Annotated in this window: 20 protein-coding genes; 11 read left to right on the top strand and 9 right to left on the bottom strand. The window is 60.0% G+C overall.

Annotated elements, in window-relative coordinates; all coding sequences use genetic code 11:
* Positions 1-68: 68 nt before the first annotated feature.
* The 9 genes from AC6I99_RS10630 to AC6I99_RS10590 form a co-directional block, all read right to left on the bottom strand.
* Entirely contained in the window at positions 69-533 is a 465-nt protein-coding gene (locus tag AC6I99_RS10630) for a VOC family protein (protein WP_497945177.1), read from the bottom strand.
* A gap of 53 nt (positions 534-586) precedes the next feature.
* On the bottom strand, positions 587-1,336 hold the full coding sequence (locus tag AC6I99_RS10625; protein WP_224090049.1) for an SDR family NAD(P)-dependent oxidoreductase: 750 nt from the start codon (positions 1,334-1,336) through the stop codon (positions 587-589).
* Entirely contained in the window at positions 1,333-2,469 is a 1,137-nt protein-coding gene (locus tag AC6I99_RS10620) for a Gfo/Idh/MocA family protein (RefSeq protein ID WP_497945178.1), read from the bottom strand. The genes AC6I99_RS10625 and AC6I99_RS10620 overlap by 4 nt, the downstream gene beginning before the upstream one ends.
* A 135-nt stretch (positions 2,470-2,604) precedes the next feature.
* Entirely contained in the window at positions 2,605-3,834 is a 1,230-nt protein-coding gene (locus tag AC6I99_RS10615) for an MFS transporter (protein WP_497945179.1), read from the bottom strand.
* 118 nt (positions 3,835-3,952) lie between these two features.
* Positions 3,953-4,945 (bottom strand): Gfo/Idh/MocA family protein, encoded by a 993-nt coding sequence (locus AC6I99_RS10610; RefSeq protein ID WP_309926462.1) that lies wholly within the window; start codon positions 4,943-4,945, stop codon positions 3,953-3,955.
* Entirely contained in the window at positions 4,945-5,844 is a 900-nt protein-coding gene (locus tag AC6I99_RS10605) for a sugar phosphate isomerase/epimerase family protein (RefSeq protein ID WP_224167399.1), read from the bottom strand. The genes AC6I99_RS10610 and AC6I99_RS10605 overlap by 1 nt, the downstream gene beginning before the upstream one ends.
* A 3-nt stretch (positions 5,845-5,847) precedes the next feature.
* Entirely contained in the window at positions 5,848-6,414 is a 567-nt protein-coding gene (locus AC6I99_RS10600) for a VOC family protein (protein ID WP_497945180.1), read from the bottom strand.
* On the bottom strand, positions 6,411-7,406 hold the full coding sequence (locus tag AC6I99_RS10595) for a LacI family DNA-binding transcriptional regulator (RefSeq protein WP_309926465.1): 996 nt from the start codon (positions 7,404-7,406) through the stop codon (positions 6,411-6,413). Before AC6I99_RS10595 ends, AC6I99_RS10600 begins: the two co-directional genes overlap by 4 nt.
* The gene (locus AC6I99_RS10590) at positions 7,399-8,385 is read right to left on the bottom strand and encodes a Gfo/Idh/MocA family protein (protein ID WP_497960967.1); all 987 of its coding nucleotides are present in this window, start codon (positions 8,383-8,385) and stop codon (positions 7,399-7,401) included. Before AC6I99_RS10590 ends, AC6I99_RS10595 begins: the two co-directional genes overlap by 8 nt.
* Positions 8,386-8,526: 141 nt before the next feature.
* Here AC6I99_RS10590 and AC6I99_RS10585 point away from each other — a divergent pair, with 141 nt between their 5' ends.
* From AC6I99_RS10585 to AC6I99_RS10535, 11 genes are all read left to right on the top strand, one after another.
* The gene (locus AC6I99_RS10585; RefSeq protein WP_224090041.1) at positions 8,527-9,174 is read left to right on the top strand and encodes a bifunctional 4-hydroxy-2-oxoglutarate aldolase/2-dehydro-3-deoxy-phosphogluconate aldolase; all 648 of its coding nucleotides are present in this window, start codon (positions 8,527-8,529) and stop codon (positions 9,172-9,174) included.
* Positions 9,174-9,716 (top strand): P-loop nucleotide/nucleoside kinase family protein, encoded by a 543-nt coding sequence (locus AC6I99_RS10580; protein WP_497945182.1) that lies wholly within the window; start codon positions 9,174-9,176, stop codon positions 9,714-9,716. The genes AC6I99_RS10585 and AC6I99_RS10580 overlap by 1 nt, the downstream gene beginning before the upstream one ends.
* Positions 9,717-10,028: 312 nt before the next feature.
* Positions 10,029-11,429 (top strand): MFS transporter, encoded by a 1,401-nt coding sequence (locus AC6I99_RS10575; RefSeq protein ID WP_497945183.1) that lies wholly within the window; start codon positions 10,029-10,031, stop codon positions 11,427-11,429.
* Positions 11,430-11,626: 197 nt separating this feature from the next.
* Entirely contained in the window at positions 11,627-12,439 is an 813-nt protein-coding gene (locus AC6I99_RS10570; RefSeq protein WP_497947113.1) for a sugar phosphate isomerase/epimerase family protein, read from the top strand.
* 159 nt (positions 12,440-12,598) lie between these two features.
* Positions 12,599-13,390 carry an SDR family NAD(P)-dependent oxidoreductase gene (locus tag AC6I99_RS10565; protein ID WP_224090039.1) on the top strand — a complete coding sequence of 264 codons (792 nt, stop codon included), beginning with the start codon at positions 12,599-12,601 and terminating at the stop codon, positions 13,388-13,390.
* A 739-nt stretch (positions 13,391-14,129) separates the two neighbouring features.
* Positions 14,130-14,558 (top strand): winged helix-turn-helix transcriptional regulator, encoded by a 429-nt coding sequence (locus AC6I99_RS10560; RefSeq protein WP_224167393.1) that lies wholly within the window; start codon positions 14,130-14,132, stop codon positions 14,556-14,558.
* Between the two features lie 542 nt (positions 14,559-15,100).
* Positions 15,101-15,514 (top strand): tautomerase family protein, encoded by a 414-nt coding sequence (locus tag AC6I99_RS10555; RefSeq protein ID WP_224090036.1) that lies wholly within the window; start codon positions 15,101-15,103, stop codon positions 15,512-15,514.
* 177 nt (positions 15,515-15,691) lie between these two features.
* Complete coding sequence (locus tag AC6I99_RS10550) at positions 15,692-16,555, top strand: alpha/beta fold hydrolase (protein WP_497945184.1); 864 nt, start codon at positions 15,692-15,694, stop codon at positions 16,553-16,555.
* A gap of 332 nt (positions 16,556-16,887) precedes the next feature.
* The gene (locus AC6I99_RS10545) at positions 16,888-17,679 is read left to right on the top strand and encodes an SDR family NAD(P)-dependent oxidoreductase (protein ID WP_497945185.1); all 792 of its coding nucleotides are present in this window, start codon (positions 16,888-16,890) and stop codon (positions 17,677-17,679) included.
* A gap of 86 nt (positions 17,680-17,765) precedes the next feature.
* Positions 17,766-19,163, top strand: a complete 1,398-nt coding sequence (locus AC6I99_RS10540; protein WP_497945186.1) for an MFS transporter — start codon at positions 17,766-17,768, stop codon at positions 19,161-19,163.
* 25 nt (positions 19,164-19,188) lie between these two features.
* Complete coding sequence (locus AC6I99_RS10535; RefSeq protein WP_497945187.1) at positions 19,189-19,953, top strand: SDR family NAD(P)-dependent oxidoreductase; 765 nt, start codon at positions 19,189-19,191, stop codon at positions 19,951-19,953.
* Positions 19,954-19,985 lie beyond the last annotated feature (32 nt).

Here is a 19,985-nt window from a genome sequence, read left to right as displayed (position 1 = left end):
TCAGGCGGGCGTGGTGCCACGGTAAATGCAACATTGGCGGGCAGGGTGCACCCTGCCCGCCAATTCGCTTATGAATTTTCGCTCGAGCGCCAGTCGGGCGGCTGAATCAGTTCTACCCGATTCCCATCCGGATCGAGTAAGTAGATCAGCAGACCTCCTGCAACCGGTCCGGACGTGGGCGCGACCGGTTCGGACAAGGCCCTGTATCCGAGCTTCGTCATTCTGGCGTAGACCTCGCGCAGGTCAATATCCGTGAAGGCAAGATGTGCCGTGCCAGGCTGCGCTTCCGAGGGATCAACGGCAGGCGGAGGATCCTCAACCTGGACCAGCTCCAGGTGAAAGGTCCCATCACCGGCTGTGAGCATCATGGCTTTGACCTTGACGTTCGGACGGCCGTACAGCTCGCCGACGTAGGGGCCCGAGGTCCACTCATTCAAACGGGTAAAGCCCAGCCCTTCCACGTAAAACCGGGCGCTGCGCTCCAAGTCTGCAACGTGCAGAGCAGTGTGATGATGACGGATTGCTGTATGCATTTTTCCTCTAATTCCTGACTGAATCGAAATATCTGCTCAAGGATGCGTGCGGGTCAGGTTCCTATTCCCAGATGTGCTCCGCCTGCCACGTCGAGGGACACTCCAGTGATGTAGCGATTGTCGGGATCAGAAAGGAACAGGATGGCACGGGCAACTTCATCGGGTTCGGCAAAGCGGCGCATCGGTAGCTGCGCTGCCCGCTTGGCCCGGTTTGCTGCTGCGTCCGGGCCGGAGTCCCTGGCGAATTGAGCCCACATGGGCGTGTTCACCGGTCCTGGTGCAATGGCGTTCACTGAGATGCCGTTGGGTCCAAGCAATTCTGCGAAAGACCACATAATATGCAGGACCGCGAGCTTGCTCGCGTTGTAGGGCAGATAGTTGAGCCGTGCTTCTTTGGCCGCAACTGAGGACAGGACTACGATGGCGCCGGATGTGCCGGTCTCAAGCATCGATTTTGCGGTCTCCCGGACCATGGTGAAGGTCGCGGTGGTATTGATCCTCAGGATGGAGTCGAACTCTTCGGTGCTTGTTTCCATGATGTCCGGTGTGGGGCCGAGCACTCCCGCTGCGTGGACGAGGACATCAAGACGGCCATATTTGGCTTGTATGTCCTGGATAACCGTTGCGCACTGTTGTTCAGAGGTGATGTCGAGGGGATGGAATGCCTCCAGGGACTGGTCCTCTTTCGGGGAACGGTCTGCGCCGATGACGATGGCACCTGAGGCTGTGAGTGCGCTGACTGCAGCATCGCCGATTCCTCCGCTTGATCCGGTTACCAGGACCACCTGGTTTTTGAGGCTCATCGGTTCCCTCCGCTCTGGGCGCGGCTCATCCGCGGCGTTCCTGTGGTCGGGGTGTGAGGTGCTTGCGTCATGTTCATTTCCTTACTCGATATTGCTCGGTTCGGCCGGTCGCCATTGGTTCGCGTTTTGTCTATTTCGCGTTCTGCTGATGCTGCGTGATGAACCGCCCTGGCATCAGGGGCTGCCCCTGCACGGATTGCGTCGGCGATCTCTGTGGCACGGAGTGCCTGGGCGAATGAAACGGCCGGCGTTTCACCCGCACAGAACCTCAATGCCGCTTCCGCCTGGCGGAGGAAGAGGTCAGAGGGATCGAAGGTCTGCTCTTGTTGGCCGCCGTCCCGGTCCCACACGTGCAGGGAATCGTTTGACCACAACATCCGGCCGCCATTGGCAAGGACATCGACGGTCAGGCTCCAATCGCCCTGGTTGAGACCTTCGGGTTCTTGCCAAGGGGACCAGTAAGTCTGCAGAGTGAACACCACTCCAGAGGGGAATTCGAGCGTGGAGACGACGTGTTCCGGCACCGGAGATCCGTAAAGGCTGTTGCTGGCGCTGGTGGCCAGGACCTTCGGGTCACCCTTGAACCACGACGAAACCAGTTCTATGGCGTGAATGCCGTTCACTACCGCAACGCCACCCTCCTTGGGATCAGCACGCCATGAGTCAACGTTCTGCTTATGGGCAACCGAACGAACAGTAATGGCTATAACGTCGTTGTCGCTGACCCACTGCGATACGGCTGGAACGCCTGGATGCTGGTGGAGTGTGTATCCCACCATGAGCCGTTCATTGACTCCCGAAGCAGAGGCCATGAGTGCAGCACCTTCTGCATCTGCCGCCACCGGCTTTTCAGTCAGCACCCGGAATCCCCTGTTCAGCAGATCCGCACAGATGGCCGGTTGCAAGGTTGTTGGCAACGCGACGACGACCAGGTCAAGGTGATCAGGCAGCTCCAGGACGCTGGGCACCAAGTGCGCACCCAGCTCCTGTGCGAGCGCAAACCCCCGCTCGTCCTGCTCCACAAGGTGGGTGACATTTGCACCGGCTTTGGCGAATGCGCGGGCATGCCGGGATCCGGCCCAGCCGGCCGCTCCCACCACAGCGACGCACGGTGCCTGTGCCGCCGTCGTCATGATGCGGGTCCTGCGAAGATCAAGCCTGGGGTGAAAGTGTAAGTCATGAAATCTCTCCCTTGAGTCCATTCAAAATGTCGATGAGATCGGTTGTATTAATGGGCGACACCAACATTTGGTGTCGCAGTAAGGGTGTCAAGGGCCTTTATCAAGCATGCGTGGCTTGTTGACCATGATTGCCCCTGCCACAAGCACCACGAGCCAGGCACCGAGCATGCCAAATGAGGGCAGCCAGTCGTCCCCTGGACTGTGCAGGAGCGCGAAAAGAAAAGGGCCGATGCTTGCGAAGGCGTAGCCGGTCCCCTGGGCGAAGGCGGATAAACTTCCCGAGCCGGATTGCGTTCGTGTCCGCTTGTTGATCATGGTGAACGCAAAGGCATAAGCGCCTTGGCCCAGGCCCGCAATGACGACCCAGACCGCTGCAGAGGCTGGTGGGGCGAAGATTATGCCTGCATAACCGACGGCAAATGCGAGGACAAAGAGGATTGCCACAGGTAGCGGGCGTGGCATTCTTACGACAACCACAGGCGCAACCAGGGCGACCGGCAAAGCGAGGATCGAATAGAGCGCCAGCATGGATCCAGCAGCGTCCGGGCCCGTCCCTCTGTCAACGAGAACCGCCGGAAGCCAAGTCAGCGCCGCAAAGGTGTTGCTGGAGCAACCAGCAAAGATCATCGCTGTGCCCCAGCCGATTGATGATCTCCATGGTTTTATCGCGTTCGCAGGGGGCAACGGCCTATCATCGGCTGGTGAGGTCCGCGAACGGGCTAGGTTCCGTTTGGCCGCCGGAAGAATCAGCCAAGGGATCGCAGCAAGCGCACTGAAGGCAGCCCAAATACCTATGGAGAACCGCCAGCCATATAGATTGCCCAGAGGGATGGCGAATTGGGCGGCCATGGCCGTGCTGCCACCCAGGAGACTGATGTGAAGCGCTGCCAGAACCCCGATCCGATCGGGAAAATACTTCATCAGTAGAGGCGGAGCCACGACATTGACCAGGCCAATCCCAAGCATGGCGATGCAGGTGAACACCAAGAATGCCACGACGTTCCATCCAAGTGCACGGCCCACCTGACCTGATGTTGTCAACAGGATCGCGACCAAGAGCAGGTGTTCCATCTGGAATTGCCGCACGAGCGGCAGCGCAAAGAATCCCATCATTGCGAAGCCTGCGGTCGGCAGCATCCCGAGGATCCCCGTGGTTACCGCGTCGAACGGAAGGTCCGCACTTATTTGGCCAAGGAGCGGGGACACCGCCGAGACCGCTTCTCTCGCGCTGAAGGCAACCAGCAGGAGTCCAGCCAGCGCGGTGACACGCCCCCGAAGCGGCCGCTTCTCCGCTTCCTTGCCTTTCAGTGCACCCATGTTTCGTAGGCGAAGTAGAGCTATGTTCGCACCTCCCTATATCCGACAGTCGGCTCTGGCCACTGCGTCTAAAGCGCCCGCGCCAGACACCTGTGCAACTTTGGCAGAGGTGAACGGTTCAGCTTGCGTTTACCGCGTGGCTTGCCCATTCGCGGCCGGTCTGCTCCTCTGTCGGCAGGCCGGCGGCTGCAAGGATCTGATCGAGCAGACGTTGGGTGTGAACGGCTTCCCGGCCTGAGGTAAGCGGCTGGCCCCTGTCGGCGACCCGGTCCAGGAAGTGGTGAACGGCGGCCGAGAATCCGAGGGTGTCTGTCGCCGTAGCCCAGCCGTATGCTTCCGCGCTCAGTTCCCGTGACGTCGTGACGCCGTTGATGGTGGTGGAAACCGTTTCCGGTGCCCTGACTTCGACCGTCTTCCCGTCACCATAGGCGTCCAGTTTTTCGTTCCATGCCCCCGCTGTACGGGCCGCCATCAGGACGCCGGTATTCCCGGTGCTGAAGCGGATGGTCGCTGCAAGTCCGTCTTCTTCCCAAGGATCCTCACCCGCGGCATGGGCGGCCACGTGTTCCGGTTCGCCTCCGCAGTACCAGCGTAGGAGATCGACCATGTGGATGGCGTTCTCGAAAGTCGCGCGGTATTCGGACCCTGGGCGGTTCTTCTGGGCGACGCAGAAAGTAGCACCTTTGTCGCCAAAAACTTCGCGGCCGGCCGTGTATACGGGTGCATACCGGCGGTTGAAGTCAACCATCAATATCCGTCCCCGCTCGTCGGCCAGATCAGCCAGACGTTCCGCTTCATCAGTTGCCGGAGCCAAAGGCTTCTCGCAAAACACATCCACGTCGTGATTGAGGCAAAGCTGGACGGCATGGGCATGCTCGGAACGTGGGGTCAACACGAAAACTGCATCCAGCGCCTGCGCGGCCAGCATGTCCTCCACCGTTTTGTAGGCATCGTTGAAGCCCCACCGCCGGACCAGGCTGCTGGGATCCTCACGCCGGGAAACCAAGGCAGCCAGCTCAATGTCATCGCGTTGCACGAGGGTGGGTAGCTGGGCAATGGTGGCGATGTTGCCGGCGCCGATAACTCCGACGCGGAGGCGGTTGGTATTCATCAGGCGTTCCTTACTTTGGCCGAATCAGCGAGCATTGAGCGCAGGACAGCGACGGATTCCCGGAATCCATCCTCCGGCGCAGGGAGGTCTTGCGGGTGCCAACGGTATTCAAGCTCGATGCTCAGCACGTCGTCATAGCCGTGCTGAAGCAGCGCGACGAGGATCCGGGCCCACGGAACAACACCGCTTCCTACAACGCGGGAGCGGACTGCGCGCTCTGAGGCGTTGACCCTGGCCGTTTCAGTGGCGCGGAAGGCCGCATTGGGATCCGTGAAGACAAGGTCTTTCACGTGGACGTGACCGATCAGGTCACCTTGAACAGCGAAGGCTTCTTCGTAGTTTTCGTCGTGCGTGAAGGTGAGGTTCGCCTGATCGTAGAGCACGCGGACGGACGGCTGGGCAATTTCCCGGACCAGGGCCGCTGTGTCCGCTGCCGTCTGGGTCATGGTGCCGAAATGGTTCTCCACGCAGAGGCGGACGCCAGCCTGCTGGGCCACGGGGGCAAGGGTCTCCAGCGCCTTCCGCAGCTGTCCCCAGCGGGCCGCGTGATCGGTGTCTCCGGGGTGCCAGGAACCAGCGTAGACACGGACGCGGTCAGCGCCGAGCAATTGTGCGGTGTCAATGGCACCACGGAATTCGTCGACGGCATTGCGCCATTCGGCATCGTCGAGTGAGTTGATAGCGGTGGTGTAAGGCGTCAAACCGACGATTGGTACGCCTTCGCCTTCGGCTGCTTTCAGCGCCTCCATTGCCGAGCGCCGGTCGCCCAGGGGCAAACCGGACTTGTAGTCATCCTGGTAGATGACCTCGGCGGCATCGAGCCCTGCGGCCCGAAAGAGACCAAGTGCTTGGGGAACGGTGTGGTTCGGCGTACCTAGAGTGTGACCCGCTAGCCGCATTGTTTATGTCCTTTCTGAAGTGTTTGGAGCTGCCGTCCAGTCCGTAGGACCGACCAGCCGGGGCGGGGCTGCGACGCGGGATCTGTCCACGATTTCCATCAGCAGCCCCCAAGGGGTGACGAAGTAGGTCCAGCGGTTGCCAGCTACGCGTGGGCTGTCGCCAGCGACTTCCTTGCGCTCACCGAGCACCCTGACGCCAGGTGTTTCCTGCAGTACGGCGATGGCTTCGTCGACGTCATCCACGACGAAGCACAAGTGGTGCCCACCGGCGTCGCAATGACGCGGTGGCGTCTCACGCCGCTCAGCGCTGCTCCACTCGAAAAGCTCGATGTTCAGGTTCGGCGGCAAGCGCAGCATGGCAAGCGTGAGCTTGGCATCTGCCGGCACTTCGAAGTTGGTGGTCATGAATTCTTCATCGGGGCCGCGCTCGGAGCGGTACAGCTCCTCGGCGCCGAGGACTTCGACAAAGAAGCGAATGCCTTCATCAAGGTTCGGAACCGTCAGACCGACGTGGTCTGTGTGCCGTATTCCCGGCAGGCGCCGGAGCGTCTGTTCCTGCGCCCCGCTCATTTGCGCGGTCCAGCGGTGGAGCGACGGACCAGAAGCTCAGGCTCGAGGACTATATGCTCAACCGCCCCATCCACGTTTTGCTTCTCGGCCAGCTCGATGGCAATGTGCCCCATGTCGGCAATGGGCTGCCGGATGGTTGTCAGGGCAGGGTTAAACCGGGCACCAAGAGCAAGGCCATCGAATCCGATAACCGAGACGTCTTCCGGAACCTTCACACCGCTGCCGCCCAGTGCTGAGATCACGGCGAAGGCCACCATGTCGTTGGCTGCGATGATGGCCGTTGGCGGATTGTCCATCTCCAGGAAGTGCTCTGCACCGCGAGTGCCCGCATCAAGGTCTGAACCGCTGTCCAGCACGATGGGCGTGCTCCCGCTTTGGGCGGTGAGTTCAAGGTAGGCGTCCATCCGGTCTTGGGCAGTGTGTGTGCCGGCGATGCCGGATACGTATCCGATCGATGTATGCCCCAGGCCGTGCAGGTGGTCAAGTGCGAGCATGATCCCTTGACGGCTGTCGACCGTGACGGTTGGTACGGAGGAATCCCCTTCCACACGGTCGATTACCACCACTTTGTGGCCGAAGTCGAAGCGTTTCAGGGCCTCGGTATCGACCTTGGTCGAAGGTGCCACAATCCCGAAGGGGGCGTACATCGCCTGCATGGCGGTGAAGTATCCGTCGGTCTTGGCTGGGTCGCCGTTGGTGACGCAGAGCATGAGCTGGTAGCCGCGCTCGTCGGCTGCCTGTGTCATCGTCTTGGCAAGTTCCGCGAAGAACGGGTTGGTGATGTCGGGGACGATCAGCGGAATGATGTTGCTTGTCTTCCGTCGAAGCGCCTGGGCGAGTGGGCTCATCGTGTAACCGAGTCCTTCGGCGACCCGGAGGATATGCTCGCGTGTTTCGCTCTTCACCGCCTCTGGGCGAGAGAACGCCCGGGAGACGGTTGACCGATGGACACCGGCGGCTTTCGCGACGACGTCGATACTCAAGTCAGGCATGTTCTCTTCCTCCGTGCTGGTTGCCATAGGCCTGCCAAATGGGGCGCATGACATTTTCGAGCTGGGCCAGCGTCGGCAGGCCCCGGAATCCATCTTCCAGCGTCCGGGCGACGTTCCGCACAAACGGGTCGTAGAGCGGGTCGCTGTCGACATTGATTTCGTCGATTTCCGTAGTTCCGTCCAGTGCCGTGAAAGTAGCTGTGCCATCGGAATTAAGGGAGGCGAATCCGGCCTCGCCCACTGAGGTAAAGCTGCAATACCGCTTCAATGGCGAGCCAGGGAATGCGTAGCCAACTTCCACGATGGCTTCACGTCCCTCCGGCGTCGTGATGATGAGGCTGGCATGATCCTCAACAGCCTGGCCGTGGAGAACCGAAGAGAGCCGGGAATCCACGTCCGCTGCCGGCTCATCGCAACCTCGGAGGAACAGGTCAACAAAATGTGGACCCAGGTTCGCGAGGCAGCCTCCCCCGGCCTTGACCGGATCGAGCATCCAAGGATTGGAGTTCTCCAGATACCGGGATGGCGGCCCGGCAATGAATGAGGCTCGCTGATAACTGGGCCTACCCGCCTTGGCAAGCCATTTCTCTGTGGGTCCGCCGCGCTGAACCAAGGGCACAGTGGCTGGCACACCTGCTGCTTCGGCGGCCTGGCGCACGGTGGCAAGCTCCCCGAGGGAAGTGCCCACCGGCTTTTCCACGACGAACGGAATACCCCGCTCGATCAGGGCCATGCACTTTTCCGCCATCCCCTCGTGGGGACCAAAGACGTAAGCGAGTCCCACGTCGGGAAGATCAACCAGCTTTTGCCAATCGGCTTCAGCGTCTGTCTCCCAGCGAGCGGCCAGTTCCTTTACCTGCACACGAGAGACATCTTCGTCGCTTACTCCAACCACGTCGTGTTCTTCGGCGATAGCCTGCGCGCAGAGTGGAACGTGCCAATGGGAGGCGCCAAGAATAATTGTTCGTACATGAGTCAACCGCAATACCCCCTTGTATGAGATCGGTTGCTGAGATCGGTTGCAATAACAGTATGGATGGTGGGAGAGTTTGTCAACGAAACATCAATACGGTCGGGCCGCTCGTGAAGATGACGCCGCCCGGCCAGAGAGAGGCCAGCTATGAATAAGAAACTTCGCACTCTGCAAACCATCCATGAATCAGGAGCCGTCCTCATCGTGCGGCTGGAGAGCGCCGAACTTGCCGAGCAGGTCGCTGAAGCTGCCATCGAAGGAGGCTTCCGGGCCCTGGAAATTACTCTTTCCATTCCGGGGGCCGTTGAAGTGATACGCCACCTGGCCGCAAAACACGGACCCAGCGGCGTGGCGGTCGGGGCGGGGACAGTGCTTGATGAGCACTCCGCATACGAGTGCATCCGGGCGGGCGCCGAGTTCCTGGTCAGCCCCCAACTGAACCCTGCCATGATCAGGACAGCAAACCGGTACCAAGTGCCAACAATCAGCGGAGCCTACACGCCAACCGAACTCGTCGAGTCCGCCGAGGCAGGTGCCGACATCCTCAAGCTCTTCCCCACCGAGGCTGGCGGAGTCGCCTACGCGAAAGCAGTGCTGGCACCGCTGGCGCACCTGCCGATCATGCCGGCTGGGGGCGTAACCCTGGACAATGTGGGCGAGTGGTTTGCCGCGGGTGTGGCAGGCGTCGGCGTGGGGAGCTATGTGACCAAGGCATGGCAGCCGGACGGCGACTTTACCCGCGTCAGCGAGGCAGCCCGGGCTTTCCTCGCAGCTGTAGCAGAGGCCCGCCGTTAATGTCCCCCCAGGTTTTCATTGTCATAGGACCGGCTGGCTCGGGGAAAACGACCATTGCCCAGCAAACGGCAAAGGACCATGAGGCCGCGTACCTGGACAAGGACCGGGTCAGCGGGCGATTTGTCGAATTCGCCCTGGCCGCGACCGGACACGATCCCACCGACCGGGAGTCCAACGACTACTACCGGGACAATTTGCTGCCACTTGAATACGAGACACTCATGGATGTGGCGGGAGTGAACCTGCGCCTAGGCAGGTCCGTAGTCCTCGACGCCCCTTTTGGGGCCTATTTTGGGGACCCTGACTATTTGACCCGCACGGCAGACAGCTTCCACTGGCCAACGTCCACGATCACCGTAGTCCGGGTACGGGTGCCTAAAGACGTTCTGCGTACTCGGCTTATCCGCCGCGGACTGGAACGAGACCAGTGGAAACTTGCCCACTGGGATGAATATTGGTCCTTATATGGCCGCTTGGAGTGCGCCTGGTCCGGCGTGGAATACCTGGACTTCAATAACGAGGCGCCCCTTCCCGTCGATTGAGCCCTGCTCCTAAACGACCGCATGTTGGATCCGAGCAAAGCTATGGCAAAACACATTGACAATGATCACATAGCATCCGTATCGTTGACTGCAACCGATCTCAGCAACCGATCTCATTGGAGATTCCGGATGTTGCATATGCTTCTTTCCGCTTCAAAACCCAGCAGCGCCCACCGCGCTGCCCGGCTGCCCGGCGTTGGAATTCCATCGAACGGGCCAACAAAATCTACAGCCGGCTGAAACCCGCACACCGACGTGTCCGGGAACCCGCAATATACCCACAGCACTAAACGTGAAAACATGGAGAGTTCAATGAAGACCTCAAAGGAAGCCGTTGACAGTTCCGGCACTTCGGAGCGACCCGAAGCGTCTGAACATCCTCGTCGCACACTGAACATGGTGGCCGGTACGATCGGCCATTTCGTTGAGTGGTACGACTGGTACATTTATGGACTGCTGGCGGCCGTGTTCTCGTCACAGATTTTCCCCAGCGATTCCCCCTTCGCCTCCCTCATCGCAGCACTGCTCACCTACGCGGTCGGGTTCGTGGTACGCCCGCTCAGCGGAATCATCGTCTCGCCACTGGCCGATCGTTTCGGCCGGCGGGTCATTCTTACACTGTCTATCTCCGGAATGGCCCTCGGCTCGCTCATCATTGGCCTCACTCCTTCTTTTGCAACCATCGGTTACGCAGCGCCTGTACTCTTCCTGGTTGCACGCATCCTCCAGGGAATCTCGGCCGGCAGCGAGGGACAGAGCGCCATCGCATTCATGGTTGAACACGCTCCCGCGCGCCGGAGGGGCCTGTTCGGTTCGTTCACCAACATGGCAAGCGGTCTGGCGACCCTCGCGGCAACAGGGGCCGCTGCAATGGTCACATCATCCTTTACACCGGCAGACCTTGCGGCGTGGGGCTGGCGCATCCCCTTCGTCATTGGAGGCATCCTCGGCATCGTAGGCCTCATCCTGCGGTCCCGCGCGGAAGAAACCCCTGAATTTGAAGCAGGGAGCCTTGTCGATCAAAAGTCCGCAGCTGCGCGCCTGATGGACCTGCTTCGCGAACACCCCAAGGCGCTGCTGCAGGCAGCAGCGCTCTCTGCTCCGGCCGTGGCCTACTACACCTGGGCCACGTTCCTCCCCACCTACGCCAAGCTGACCTCCGGCCGGGACCTCGCTTCCACACTGGCCGGCAGTGTTATTGGGCTGGCCTTGCTGGTTATCATCGTGCCGGCATGCGGCGCGCTTTCCGACCGTCTCGGCCGACGCAAGATCTTTCCGATCATCGGCGCCATCGGCATGATCGTCCTCTTCTACCCCTTGCTCCTGCTCCTGAACCAGCCGGGCTTCGGCGTTTACGTCCTCGTATCGGCGTCCGGATGGGTTGTTCTCGGTATCTGGCAGTCGGTCTATCCGACCATTCAGGCCGAGCTGTTCCCCGCCTCCGTCCGCGTATCGGGCATCGGCTTCGCACACCAGATCGTGATTGCCGTCTTCGGGGGTACCGCTCCGCTGATTGCGGCCGCATTCGTCGGCGCCGGGCAGCCAATGCTTGTCGCGGTCTACATGATCGTCGTCGTCGCTATCTGCCTCGCGGTCTACTTCACGCTGCCGGAGACCGGAAACCGCGGTGACCGCGCCACCGTGGCGCTTGCCGACCCTGAGGTACTCGAAGGCGAACACCTGGTCTCAAGCACGTCCTCGCGTACCAGCTAGGGCAGGCCTGGCCGTTAGGCGCGCCTGTCCTTTGAAGGCCGGCACAGCCCGACGAGGCATCAGCGGGTGACCCCGATTTACCGGGCCGCCGGCTCGCGCAGCAAATTGCCGGGTGGGATCGAAATTTACAGTACGTGCTATCTAAAAGTTCGTTCCACGTTGGCTCAGAACTGAGAGGAACTCTCCAAGTGAACCAAATGATTATCAATACGTTTTCCTACCTGTGGTCATCCTCGGCAATTGATGCGATTGCCGAGTTGGTTGAAAACGGGCACAAAACCTTTGAAGTCCCAATTAGCTCTCCACATTGCTGGCCGGAGGAAATCTCCGGCCCCGAGCGGTCCGCGATCTACAGCCGGCTCAATGGCTACGGCGCCGATATCAGGTCGCTGAATGCCGGTGGATACGACATCAATCTGGCCAGTCCCGGGGCAAATATGCGCCGGAAGAGTATCGAGCATATCAAGTCAGTGATTGAGCTGGCCGAAGCTTGGAAGGTCCCGGAGGTGGTGATCTCCCCCGGGACGCGACGCCCTATGATTTCGCCCTCTCTTGAAAAGACTTACGGGTGGATGTACGAGAGCCTGGAAAGCCTGATTCCGCTGGCCAAACAGGCGGGCACGCGACTCCTCTTCGAAAACACTCCGTATTGCTTCACCCCCACGATCCAGGACCTGGCAGGCGTCGTTAAGACAATCAACGACGACGCCGTCAAGATCGTCTATGACGTCGCCAACGCCGCCTACATAGGTGAAGACCCCGTACAAAGCTTGCTCTCCCATCACGAGCTAATTGGGTTGGTACATATTTCCGATACGGGTACTGACACATGGGGTCATGATCCGATCGGCACGGGAGTGATTGACTGGTATGGACTGGGCAAGGCGGTCAGCGAAACGTGCGGCGTCAACAACGTAGTTCTCGAGATTATTCGCGAAGAAAACCCCGAACAAGAATTCAAGAAGGCGATGCAGGACCTCAAGGATCGGGGCTGGGAACTGGCCAATTAACCCGGATTTGGCGATCGGGACGCCTGCGGGCCCGTAGGTCGAATTAGAAATTCTAAATAGTTCACATTGCGAATCAGGTGGCCGGTAAAATTGGGCAGCTCTTGATTCTCAAGCAATAGAAGTATTTCTCAAGTGAACCGATGATAAGGACGACGTTTAATGAGAGCTTTGGTCAGTGGTGGAAGCAGCGGCATAGGAGCATCTGCCTGCCTAAGAATCGCAGAGGCGGCTCTTGCCCGCGGCGTACACCCCATGATCGCAGTGGCAGGACACGAATCGAACGGCAACCAAGACCAGGTGGTGCGTTCGATCCAGTCAATGGGCGGTACCGCGATAGCACTGGCGGGCAACCTCGGCGATCCGGATGTACCAAGTCAATTGGTGGAAGCTGCGGTAGCGGAGTTTGGTGGGTTGGACGCCCTGGTAGCGAATGCCGGGATCGCAAATCCTGGTGCTATCTGTGACGTGACAATCGAGGACTGGGACGAAATGTTCTCCGTCAACCTTCGCGGACCGTGGCTTCTTGCCAAAGCAAGCCACCCGCATTTGAAGCAGAGCCGCGGATCCGCCTGCTTTACCTCTTCAATGTCTGGCCAGATACCACACGCAGGATCAGGTGCTTATAGCCCCAGTAAGGCCGCGTTGACGATGCTGGCCCAAACTCTCGCGTTGGAATGGGCGCCTGAAGGAATTCGCGTCAATGTGGTCTCCCCCGGAATGACTCACACACGGATGACCGAAAAAATGTACGCCGATCCCCAAATCAAGAAGGCCAGGGAAAACATCATCCCCTTGGCACGAATTGGAGATCCCATGGACATTGCCAACGTGATCGAGTTTCTCGTAAGCCCTCTGGCGGGCTACGTCACCGGGCAAGACATTTGTGTCGACGGTGGCTTCACCAAATCTATTCTTAGCCATATCCCTGGACGACCAAGCTCCAAATCCTGAAGCCTGCACTGCACCTGCAACCCGGAGCAAAGGGCCAGCCCCGCCACCGTCACGTGCTTTGAAAGCACCGTTACGTTGGCGGGGCCCGACTCACCTGGGCCGCAGCACATCGCTCAACTGTCCATGACAACTACACGAGGAGGCGCCGTGTACATGGCAAAGAACATTTTGGATGGCACGGAATGGACCGCCCCGGAGTTCGCGGTTCTTCTCCCGGAACAACAAAAAGCAGCCCGACAGGAACTGGCATGTCTGTCTTGTGGCGGCCCCGCCGTATTTCGAGCGGGAGCGAAGCGGCGGCCATCGTTCGCCGCCCATCATCAGTATGGCTGCCAGTTGGTTTCGCCAACGTGGAGTGCTTTCAAATACTTGGCAGGCCAGGGATACGCGCTGGACCAAAAGGCCGGAATCTCAATCGGGTGACCCGTCGAAATATGAAGCATGAGGGGCTCGTTCGTGATGAACGGAGTACGGATCATCGTCATGGCTGACAAGTCATGACGCCTACTCCCCCACCCCTGCGGCAGGGCCCCTCTATAGTGCGCCACGCTCCTACGCAATAACGGGACTGTCCCTCGGTACTTGGGTTCCTTCAAGCCAGGCACTCCTGTCTGGGACCCATCGTGCGGCTGACTCTCACTCCGAACTGAATTTCGGGCCTTCGGGTATGATAACTATCAACTCAGGAGTTACATCGGTAGATCAGTTATTGAGTCAACCCCAGAAAGGCGGTGTGACAATGCGCAGCCGAAGCAGCTTTGACGGCATGAAATGCAACGTCGCCCATGCTCTCGAAGCCATCGGTGACGAATGGAGCGTGCTGATCATCCGGGACGCCGTTGTCTGGGGCAAGAGCCGCTACGACGAATTCCTGGAGAGTCTCTCCATCTCGCCCACGGTTTTGTCCAAGAGGCTGGCCACTCTGGTGGACGCGGGCATTTTCGAGCGCTCTCTGTACAACGAAAGGCCTCCCCGGTTCGAGTACAAGCTGACGTCCGCTGGCAAGGAACTCGAGGTGCTGATAAAGGTTTTGGATAACTGGGGATACGAACACGCCCGCACGCCCGATGCCGCTGACCCCATTATGGTCTCAGGCTATGCCCAGAACGTCATATCCCGCTGGTTCAGCGAGCCCGTAACCGTCGGGTCAGGCGCCTCCAGCCGTTAGCCGGCGCATCGGCGAAGTTCACGGCGGTCTGGTCTGCACCATGCCGGAGCCGGGGCGTCGGCACCAACTCAGGCAGCCGTCGGCGCCAGTCGTTTGCTGGCCGGCGCCAGCAGAACGGTCCAACACACGACCAACTCAACGACCCGCGCCATAAAACGGTGCGAGAGCGGGCCGGGCCCGCACGGGTCGCACCTCCATTGCCAAGGATGTCCACGACCAGCCCCAACCGGACCTTTTTCAACGAGGCAACCTATGCCCCGCCGAGGACCTTTTCCATGAGTCAACGTGAGGGGTTGACAGGCGCACTGTGACGGAATAATGTAGCTGCCATCACCACTTACTACTGAAAACGTAGCAACCCCCCGAGTAACTATCGAAAATGGAGTAAGTGCGATCCGGAGGCCATCGCGTTCGCTACATTCCCCTTCGCGACTCGGCCGCGGTTGGCCTTCAGGCCATGTTCCCGGCGATTGTTGATTCGATTCGCTGGAAGTTCCACTTCGAACGCTGTTCAAGCCCAGCAACTACAAAGGAAAAGTTTTATGCCCATATTTCACGCGTATATTCCAGCTCAAAAATTCTCAAGCGAGGAGAAGCGTGCTCTTGCCGATGCCTTGAATCTTGCGCTTCATGAAGCGATGGAAACGCCCATGGATGATCGTTTTGTCGTCATCAGCGAGCATGGCGTGGATGAGCTCTTCATCCACCCAACATTCCCGGCCCAAAAAAGGTCCGACCGGCGCTTGATCGTGACCGTAACCTTCGGTGACAGCAGGACTATCGAGCAGAAGCGCAGGCTCGCCGAGCTGGTCACCCGCTACGCAGTGGAACGCGTGGGCGTCGACCAGGACGATGTAACTCTGCTTATGCATGCCATTCCGCTGGAGAACATGAGCTTCGGCGGCGGCAATCTGGTTTCCGACATCGACCTTTCGATGCCCTGGGTGGAAAGGTAGGAAAGTTCGCGGATGGGATGCTGAATCCAATCGTTGACAGCCACGCTGCCACGGAATAATGTTGCACGCATCACCATCGACTACTGAAAACGTAGTGACTTCCGAAGTAACTACCGAGAATGTAGTCATTGCGGCTGTCGGGCATTGCCCCTGCATTCCCAATCTGAAAGGAAAGGCATGTCCTCTCTGTACCTTGCTACCCCTGTGCGCTCTGTCGACGTTGACGGCACTGGGCTGGCATACCGCGAATTCGGAGACCAATCCGGCGTTCCGCTGGTTTTGTTCAGCCGGTTCCGCGGAAGCATCGACGACTGGGATCCCACTGTCATCGAACTGCTCTCCCAGGATCGCCGCGTGGTCACCTTCGACAACGCCGGCGTGGGCTTCAGCGACGGTGAGGTTGGGGCCAACATTACCGAGATGGCCAAGACTGCCATCGAGTTCATCAAATCCCTTGGTGTTGAGAAGGCGGACCTGCTTGGCTTCTCGATGGGCGGGTACATCGCCCAGCGCATCGCCCTGACCGAGCCGGAGCTGGTCCGGAACATCATCCTCGTAGGTACGGGTCCTGGTGGCGGCGAAGGAGCCACCTACCCCGGGCCGGAGGTTGAACACTGGGTGAATGCAGTACGAGACCCGGAACTCACCTTCCAGGCATTGTGGTTCAACGGTAAAGGGACCGGCAGAGCCGCAACCCGCGCCTACATGGACCGCATTTACACTCCCGAGCGTCCCGGGCGCGCCAATGTAACTGCCGAGGCCGGCGCAAAACAGCGCGCCGCCATCGTTGACTGGTGGGAAGGCAACGGCTCCACCTTGCCGGAGCTGGCGAACATCCAGCACCCGGTCCTGGTCGTCAATGGTTCCAATGACGTCATGGTGCCCACCCCGAACTCCTTCCTAATGGCCCAGCGCATTCCCAACGCCCAGTTGATCATCTACCCCGACTCCGGACACGCCTCACTCTTCCAGTACCCGGAAACCTTCAGCGAACATGTCCTGAAGTTTCTCAGGGACCAGGACAACGGCGGCATGAAGTGATCCATTCCCCCTTCGAATGTCGGGGAAGAGTTTTGGTCACCGGACCCGACGCCGGGTAAGGGACTGGCCATTGCCAAGGGCTTTGATGCCTGGGCCGGCCCAGCAGAAAGGTCCCCGTCGGACGCATTGGCGAATGCAACGAGGTCATCGGGGCCGCCCTGGCACGTCATCCGAAACCCCTTTCTATCATTTCTCCTCTAATTAGACAGGACTGGAATTCAATGGAGACTTCCACAACACCTACGACATCCAGTGGCAATGGATACTCAGCCATCGCGAGCGGCCATCACGCCGCTCTATTCCCTCAACGACAACAGGAACTCTCCGAGCCCATGCCCTCAATGCACCAGGTGGCCACTGCGCCCGGAAGCCCCTTTGAACTCCGCGGCAAGCGCGCCGTGATCACGGGGGCAACTTCCGGCATGGGACTTGCTGTCGCTCGAGCCTTTGCACTGCACGGGGCAGACACCATCATCTCGAGCTTCGACGCGGACGATGTTAGTAGCACAGTCGAGATGCTGGCCAGCGACGGTATCGAGGTTTCGGGCACAACATGCGACCTCTCGAGTTCGGATAACGTGCGCTCGTTCCCAGCGGCCGTCACCGACGAATTCGGGCCCATCGACATCCTGATTGCGCATGCCACGCCATTTGCGCCGATGGGCCCGATCGAACAGACTACCCGCGAGGAACTCGACCGCCTCTTCAGCGGGGTCCTCAACAACTTCGAGCTGATGCGTGGCTTCCTGCCGATGATGTCGAAGAACGGTGGCGGGTCCATAGTCGCAACTTCAAGCATTGCCTCAGTTCGCGCCAGCATTTCGCTCGGCGCGTACGGCGCAGGCAAGGCAGCCACGGACGCCTTCGTTCGAAGCATCGCGGCGGAATGGGGCAGCCGCGGCATCCGAATCAACAGCATTGCTCCCTCGATCGTGCGCACACCATTCGCCGCTCCCGTCTGGGACGACGACCAACGCGGCGACGCAGCCGCGCGCAAGACGGCCCTCGGGCGCATCGCAGAACCGGAAGAGGTGGTGGGTGCTGTCCTGCTGTTCGCCTCGCCGGCCGGCTCCTACATCACCGGTCAAACACTCGTGATCGACGGCGGTCGTTCGATTCTCTAAGAGATCCGCAGTGCATGTCACCTACGAATTAGACGTTCCCTCACACTCATCTACCGGGTCAATGCTGATCCCAAGAAAGGCCGATCGTGGCTACTTCTGACAAAACCTCGCCGATCGTGGCGACCACTGATACGACCTCCGCGAAAACGAACATCCAGGGTTTCCTCGACTCGCAACCCGTAGGAAGAAGACGCTGGTCCATCGTGGTCCTTGCGTTCCTGGTGATCACCCTCGACGGCATCGATGTCCAGGCGTGGAGTTTCGTCTTTCCGCAGATCGTGGCCAAATGGGGGACGCCCCTTGCCGCGATTACCGCAGTGGTTACTCTCGGTGTAGTGGGTATGGCCGTTGGCGCCATACTCGGTGGCCCCCTCGCCGACCGCTTCGGACGACGGACAATCATCTTGGTGGGGACCGCGTGGTTCACAGTCTTCACGCTTCTCGGTGCCGCCTCGCAAACTGTTGAGATGGTTGGCGCCACCCGCTTGTTGGCGTGTCTTGGCCTCGGCGCCGTCCTGCCTACAATCGTCACTCTCGTAGCCGAGTTTGTGCCGGCGGCGCGACGTTCCACTCTCATTACCATCGCCTTCTCCGGATTCACTTTCGGTGTGATCTTGTGCGGCTACTTGGCAGCAGCAATCGTTCCGACCCTCGGATGGCAGGCGCTCCTGGTCACTGCAGGCATACTCTCGCTCGCGATCATCCCCTTGCTCGCGTGGAAAATCCCGGAGTCGGTTACCTTCCTGGCGCTCAAGGAACGCTCCCCCGAGATGGTCAAGCACACTCTCCAGGCAATTTCGCCATCGGCTGACGTTGAGAACATCAACCTCGGCATCGATCGCGCCGAGCCTGTACGGGAGGGCGGCGTCCGAGTCGTGCTGTCCAAGCAGTTCCTGGCCTCAAGCATCCTGCTATGGGTCTGCTACTTTATTGGGCTTTCGGTCACGTACCTCCTCGTCAACTACTTGCCCCTCATCATCAATGCCTACGGGCTGACCGCTGCAGATGCCGGCGTGATCGTCGCAATGTACGGCTGGGGCGGCACGGTGGGCTCGCTGCTCGTCGGTTTCGCCATGGGCAAGCTCGGCAGTTTCCGAGTGCTCGGAGTCATGTTTTGCCTCGGTTCCCTCTCAATCTGGGCTGTCGCGGCGTTCACACTCGGATTCTCCGGCCTCTTGGTGGCCGCCTTCGCCTGGGGACTGTTTCTCCCCGCAACGAACACGGGCGTCAACGCGCTTGCCGCGCTTGTCTACCCAACAAGGGCCCGTGGTACGGGAGTCTCGTGGATGCACGGATTCGGTCGCGTCGGCACCATTGTCAGCGGCATTGTCGGCGGCGTCATGCTCTCCCTCGGCTGGAGCACCGGGCAGATCTTCTTTGCAATCGGCTTCCCGCTCCTCATAGGAACGATCGCAATGATCCTGCTCGGGGTCGCGTCACGTCGCCGGGAGGCGCGCGCGCTGGCCGACAACACCCTCAACTAAATCCCGCCGACAAGGAAGCTACACCATGAACGAGACAACCGATCGCTTCCGCCTTGACGGCGACGTCGTCGTCGTCACAGGCGGCGGGAGCGGCATTGGAAAAACCTTGGCCGCGGCATACGCCGATGTGGGCGCGACCGTCATCATCACCGATGCCAACGAGGAGGCCGCCGAATTGGCCGCCGCGGAAGTTGGTCATGGCGCAACTGCGGTCGCTATCGATGTCACTAACGAGGCATCCGTAACCGACGGTTTCGCGCGGATCGCCGACGAGCACGGCAAACTCGACGTGCTCTTCAACAACGCCGGCGTCAACCGGCGTGTGAAGACCACTGAGCTCAGCATGGCGGACTGGCAGTTGGTGATCGCGGTGAACATGACTGGATCGATGCTTGCCGCCCGGGCCGCGGCCGCAATTATGTTCACTGGCGGAGGTGGCAGGATCGTCAATACTGCCTCGGCACTGGGGCTGTCCGGCGGGTGGTACCCGAACCTGGCTTACCAGGCCACCAAGGGTGCTGTCGTCAACATGACGCGATCGCTGGCAGTTGAATGGGGGCCGCAGAACATCCGCGTCAATGCTGTTGCACCGTCCCTGGTACGCACACCGTTCATCAAAGCAATAACGGATCAACCGGGTCAGGTGAAGTTCTTCGAGGGGCTCTCTCCGCTCGGGCGCATCGGTGACGTGGAGGACCTGATCGGGCCGGTGATTTTCCTGTCATCGCGTTCCTCCGATTTTGTAACCGGACACATCCTGCTCGTCGACGGCGGCCTAATGGCCTCCTAGTGCTGATGGTCTTGCGCGAGGAGACCTATTCC

It is taken from the genome of Arthrobacter sp. TmtSoilC77, from assembly GCF_059739415.1.
Note: the sequence above shows the minus strand (reverse complement) of the source record. Positions and strands in the feature narration are given on the sequence as shown.

Coding starts and splice junctions, on each gene's coding strand:
- AC6I99_RS10565 (WP_224090039.1), top strand. CDS start 12,599: ATGAGAGCTTTGGTCAGTGGTGGAAGCAGCGGCATAGGAGCATCTGCC.
- AC6I99_RS10600 (WP_497945180.1), bottom strand. CDS start 6,414: ATGAGCGGGGCGCAGGAACAGACGCTCCGGCGCCTGCCGGGAATACGG.
- AC6I99_RS10580 (WP_497945182.1), top strand. CDS start 9,174: ATGTCCCCCCAGGTTTTCATTGTCATAGGACCGGCTGGCTCGGGGAAA.
- AC6I99_RS10570 (WP_497947113.1), top strand. CDS start 11,627: ATGATTATCAATACGTTTTCCTACCTGTGGTCATCCTCGGCAATTGAT.
- AC6I99_RS10615 (WP_497945179.1), bottom strand. CDS start 3,834: ATGGGTGCACTGAAAGGCAAGGAAGCGGAGAAGCGGCCGCTTCGGGGG.
- AC6I99_RS10555 (WP_224090036.1), top strand. CDS start 15,101: ATGCCCATATTTCACGCGTATATTCCAGCTCAAAAATTCTCAAGCGAG.
- AC6I99_RS10630 (WP_497945177.1), bottom strand. CDS start 533: ATGCATACAGCAATCCGTCATCATCACACTGCTCTGCACGTTGCAGAC.
- AC6I99_RS10560 (WP_224167393.1), top strand. CDS start 14,130: ATGCGCAGCCGAAGCAGCTTTGACGGCATGAAATGCAACGTCGCCCAT.
- AC6I99_RS10585 (WP_224090041.1), top strand. CDS start 8,527: ATGAATAAGAAACTTCGCACTCTGCAAACCATCCATGAATCAGGAGCC.
- AC6I99_RS10610 (WP_309926462.1), bottom strand. CDS start 4,945: ATGAATACCAACCGCCTCCGCGTCGGAGTTATCGGCGCCGGCAACATC.
- AC6I99_RS10575 (WP_497945183.1), top strand. CDS start 10,029: ATGAAGACCTCAAAGGAAGCCGTTGACAGTTCCGGCACTTCGGAGCGA.
- AC6I99_RS10535 (WP_497945187.1), top strand. CDS start 19,189: ATGAACGAGACAACCGATCGCTTCCGCCTTGACGGCGACGTCGTCGTC.
- AC6I99_RS10625 (WP_224090049.1), bottom strand. CDS start 1,336: ATGAGCCTCAAAAACCAGGTGGTCCTGGTAACCGGATCAAGCGGAGGA.
- AC6I99_RS10545 (WP_497945185.1), top strand. CDS start 16,888: ATGCCCTCAATGCACCAGGTGGCCACTGCGCCCGGAAGCCCCTTTGAA.
- AC6I99_RS10605 (WP_224167399.1), bottom strand. CDS start 5,844: ATGCGGCTAGCGGGTCACACTCTAGGTACGCCGAACCACACCGTTCCC.
- AC6I99_RS10550 (WP_497945184.1), top strand. CDS start 15,692: ATGTCCTCTCTGTACCTTGCTACCCCTGTGCGCTCTGTCGACGTTGAC.
- AC6I99_RS10595 (WP_309926465.1), bottom strand. CDS start 7,406: ATGCCTGACTTGAGTATCGACGTCGTCGCGAAAGCCGCCGGTGTCCAT.
- AC6I99_RS10620 (WP_497945178.1), bottom strand. CDS start 2,469: ATGACGACGGCGGCACAGGCACCGTGCGTCGCTGTGGTGGGAGCGGCC.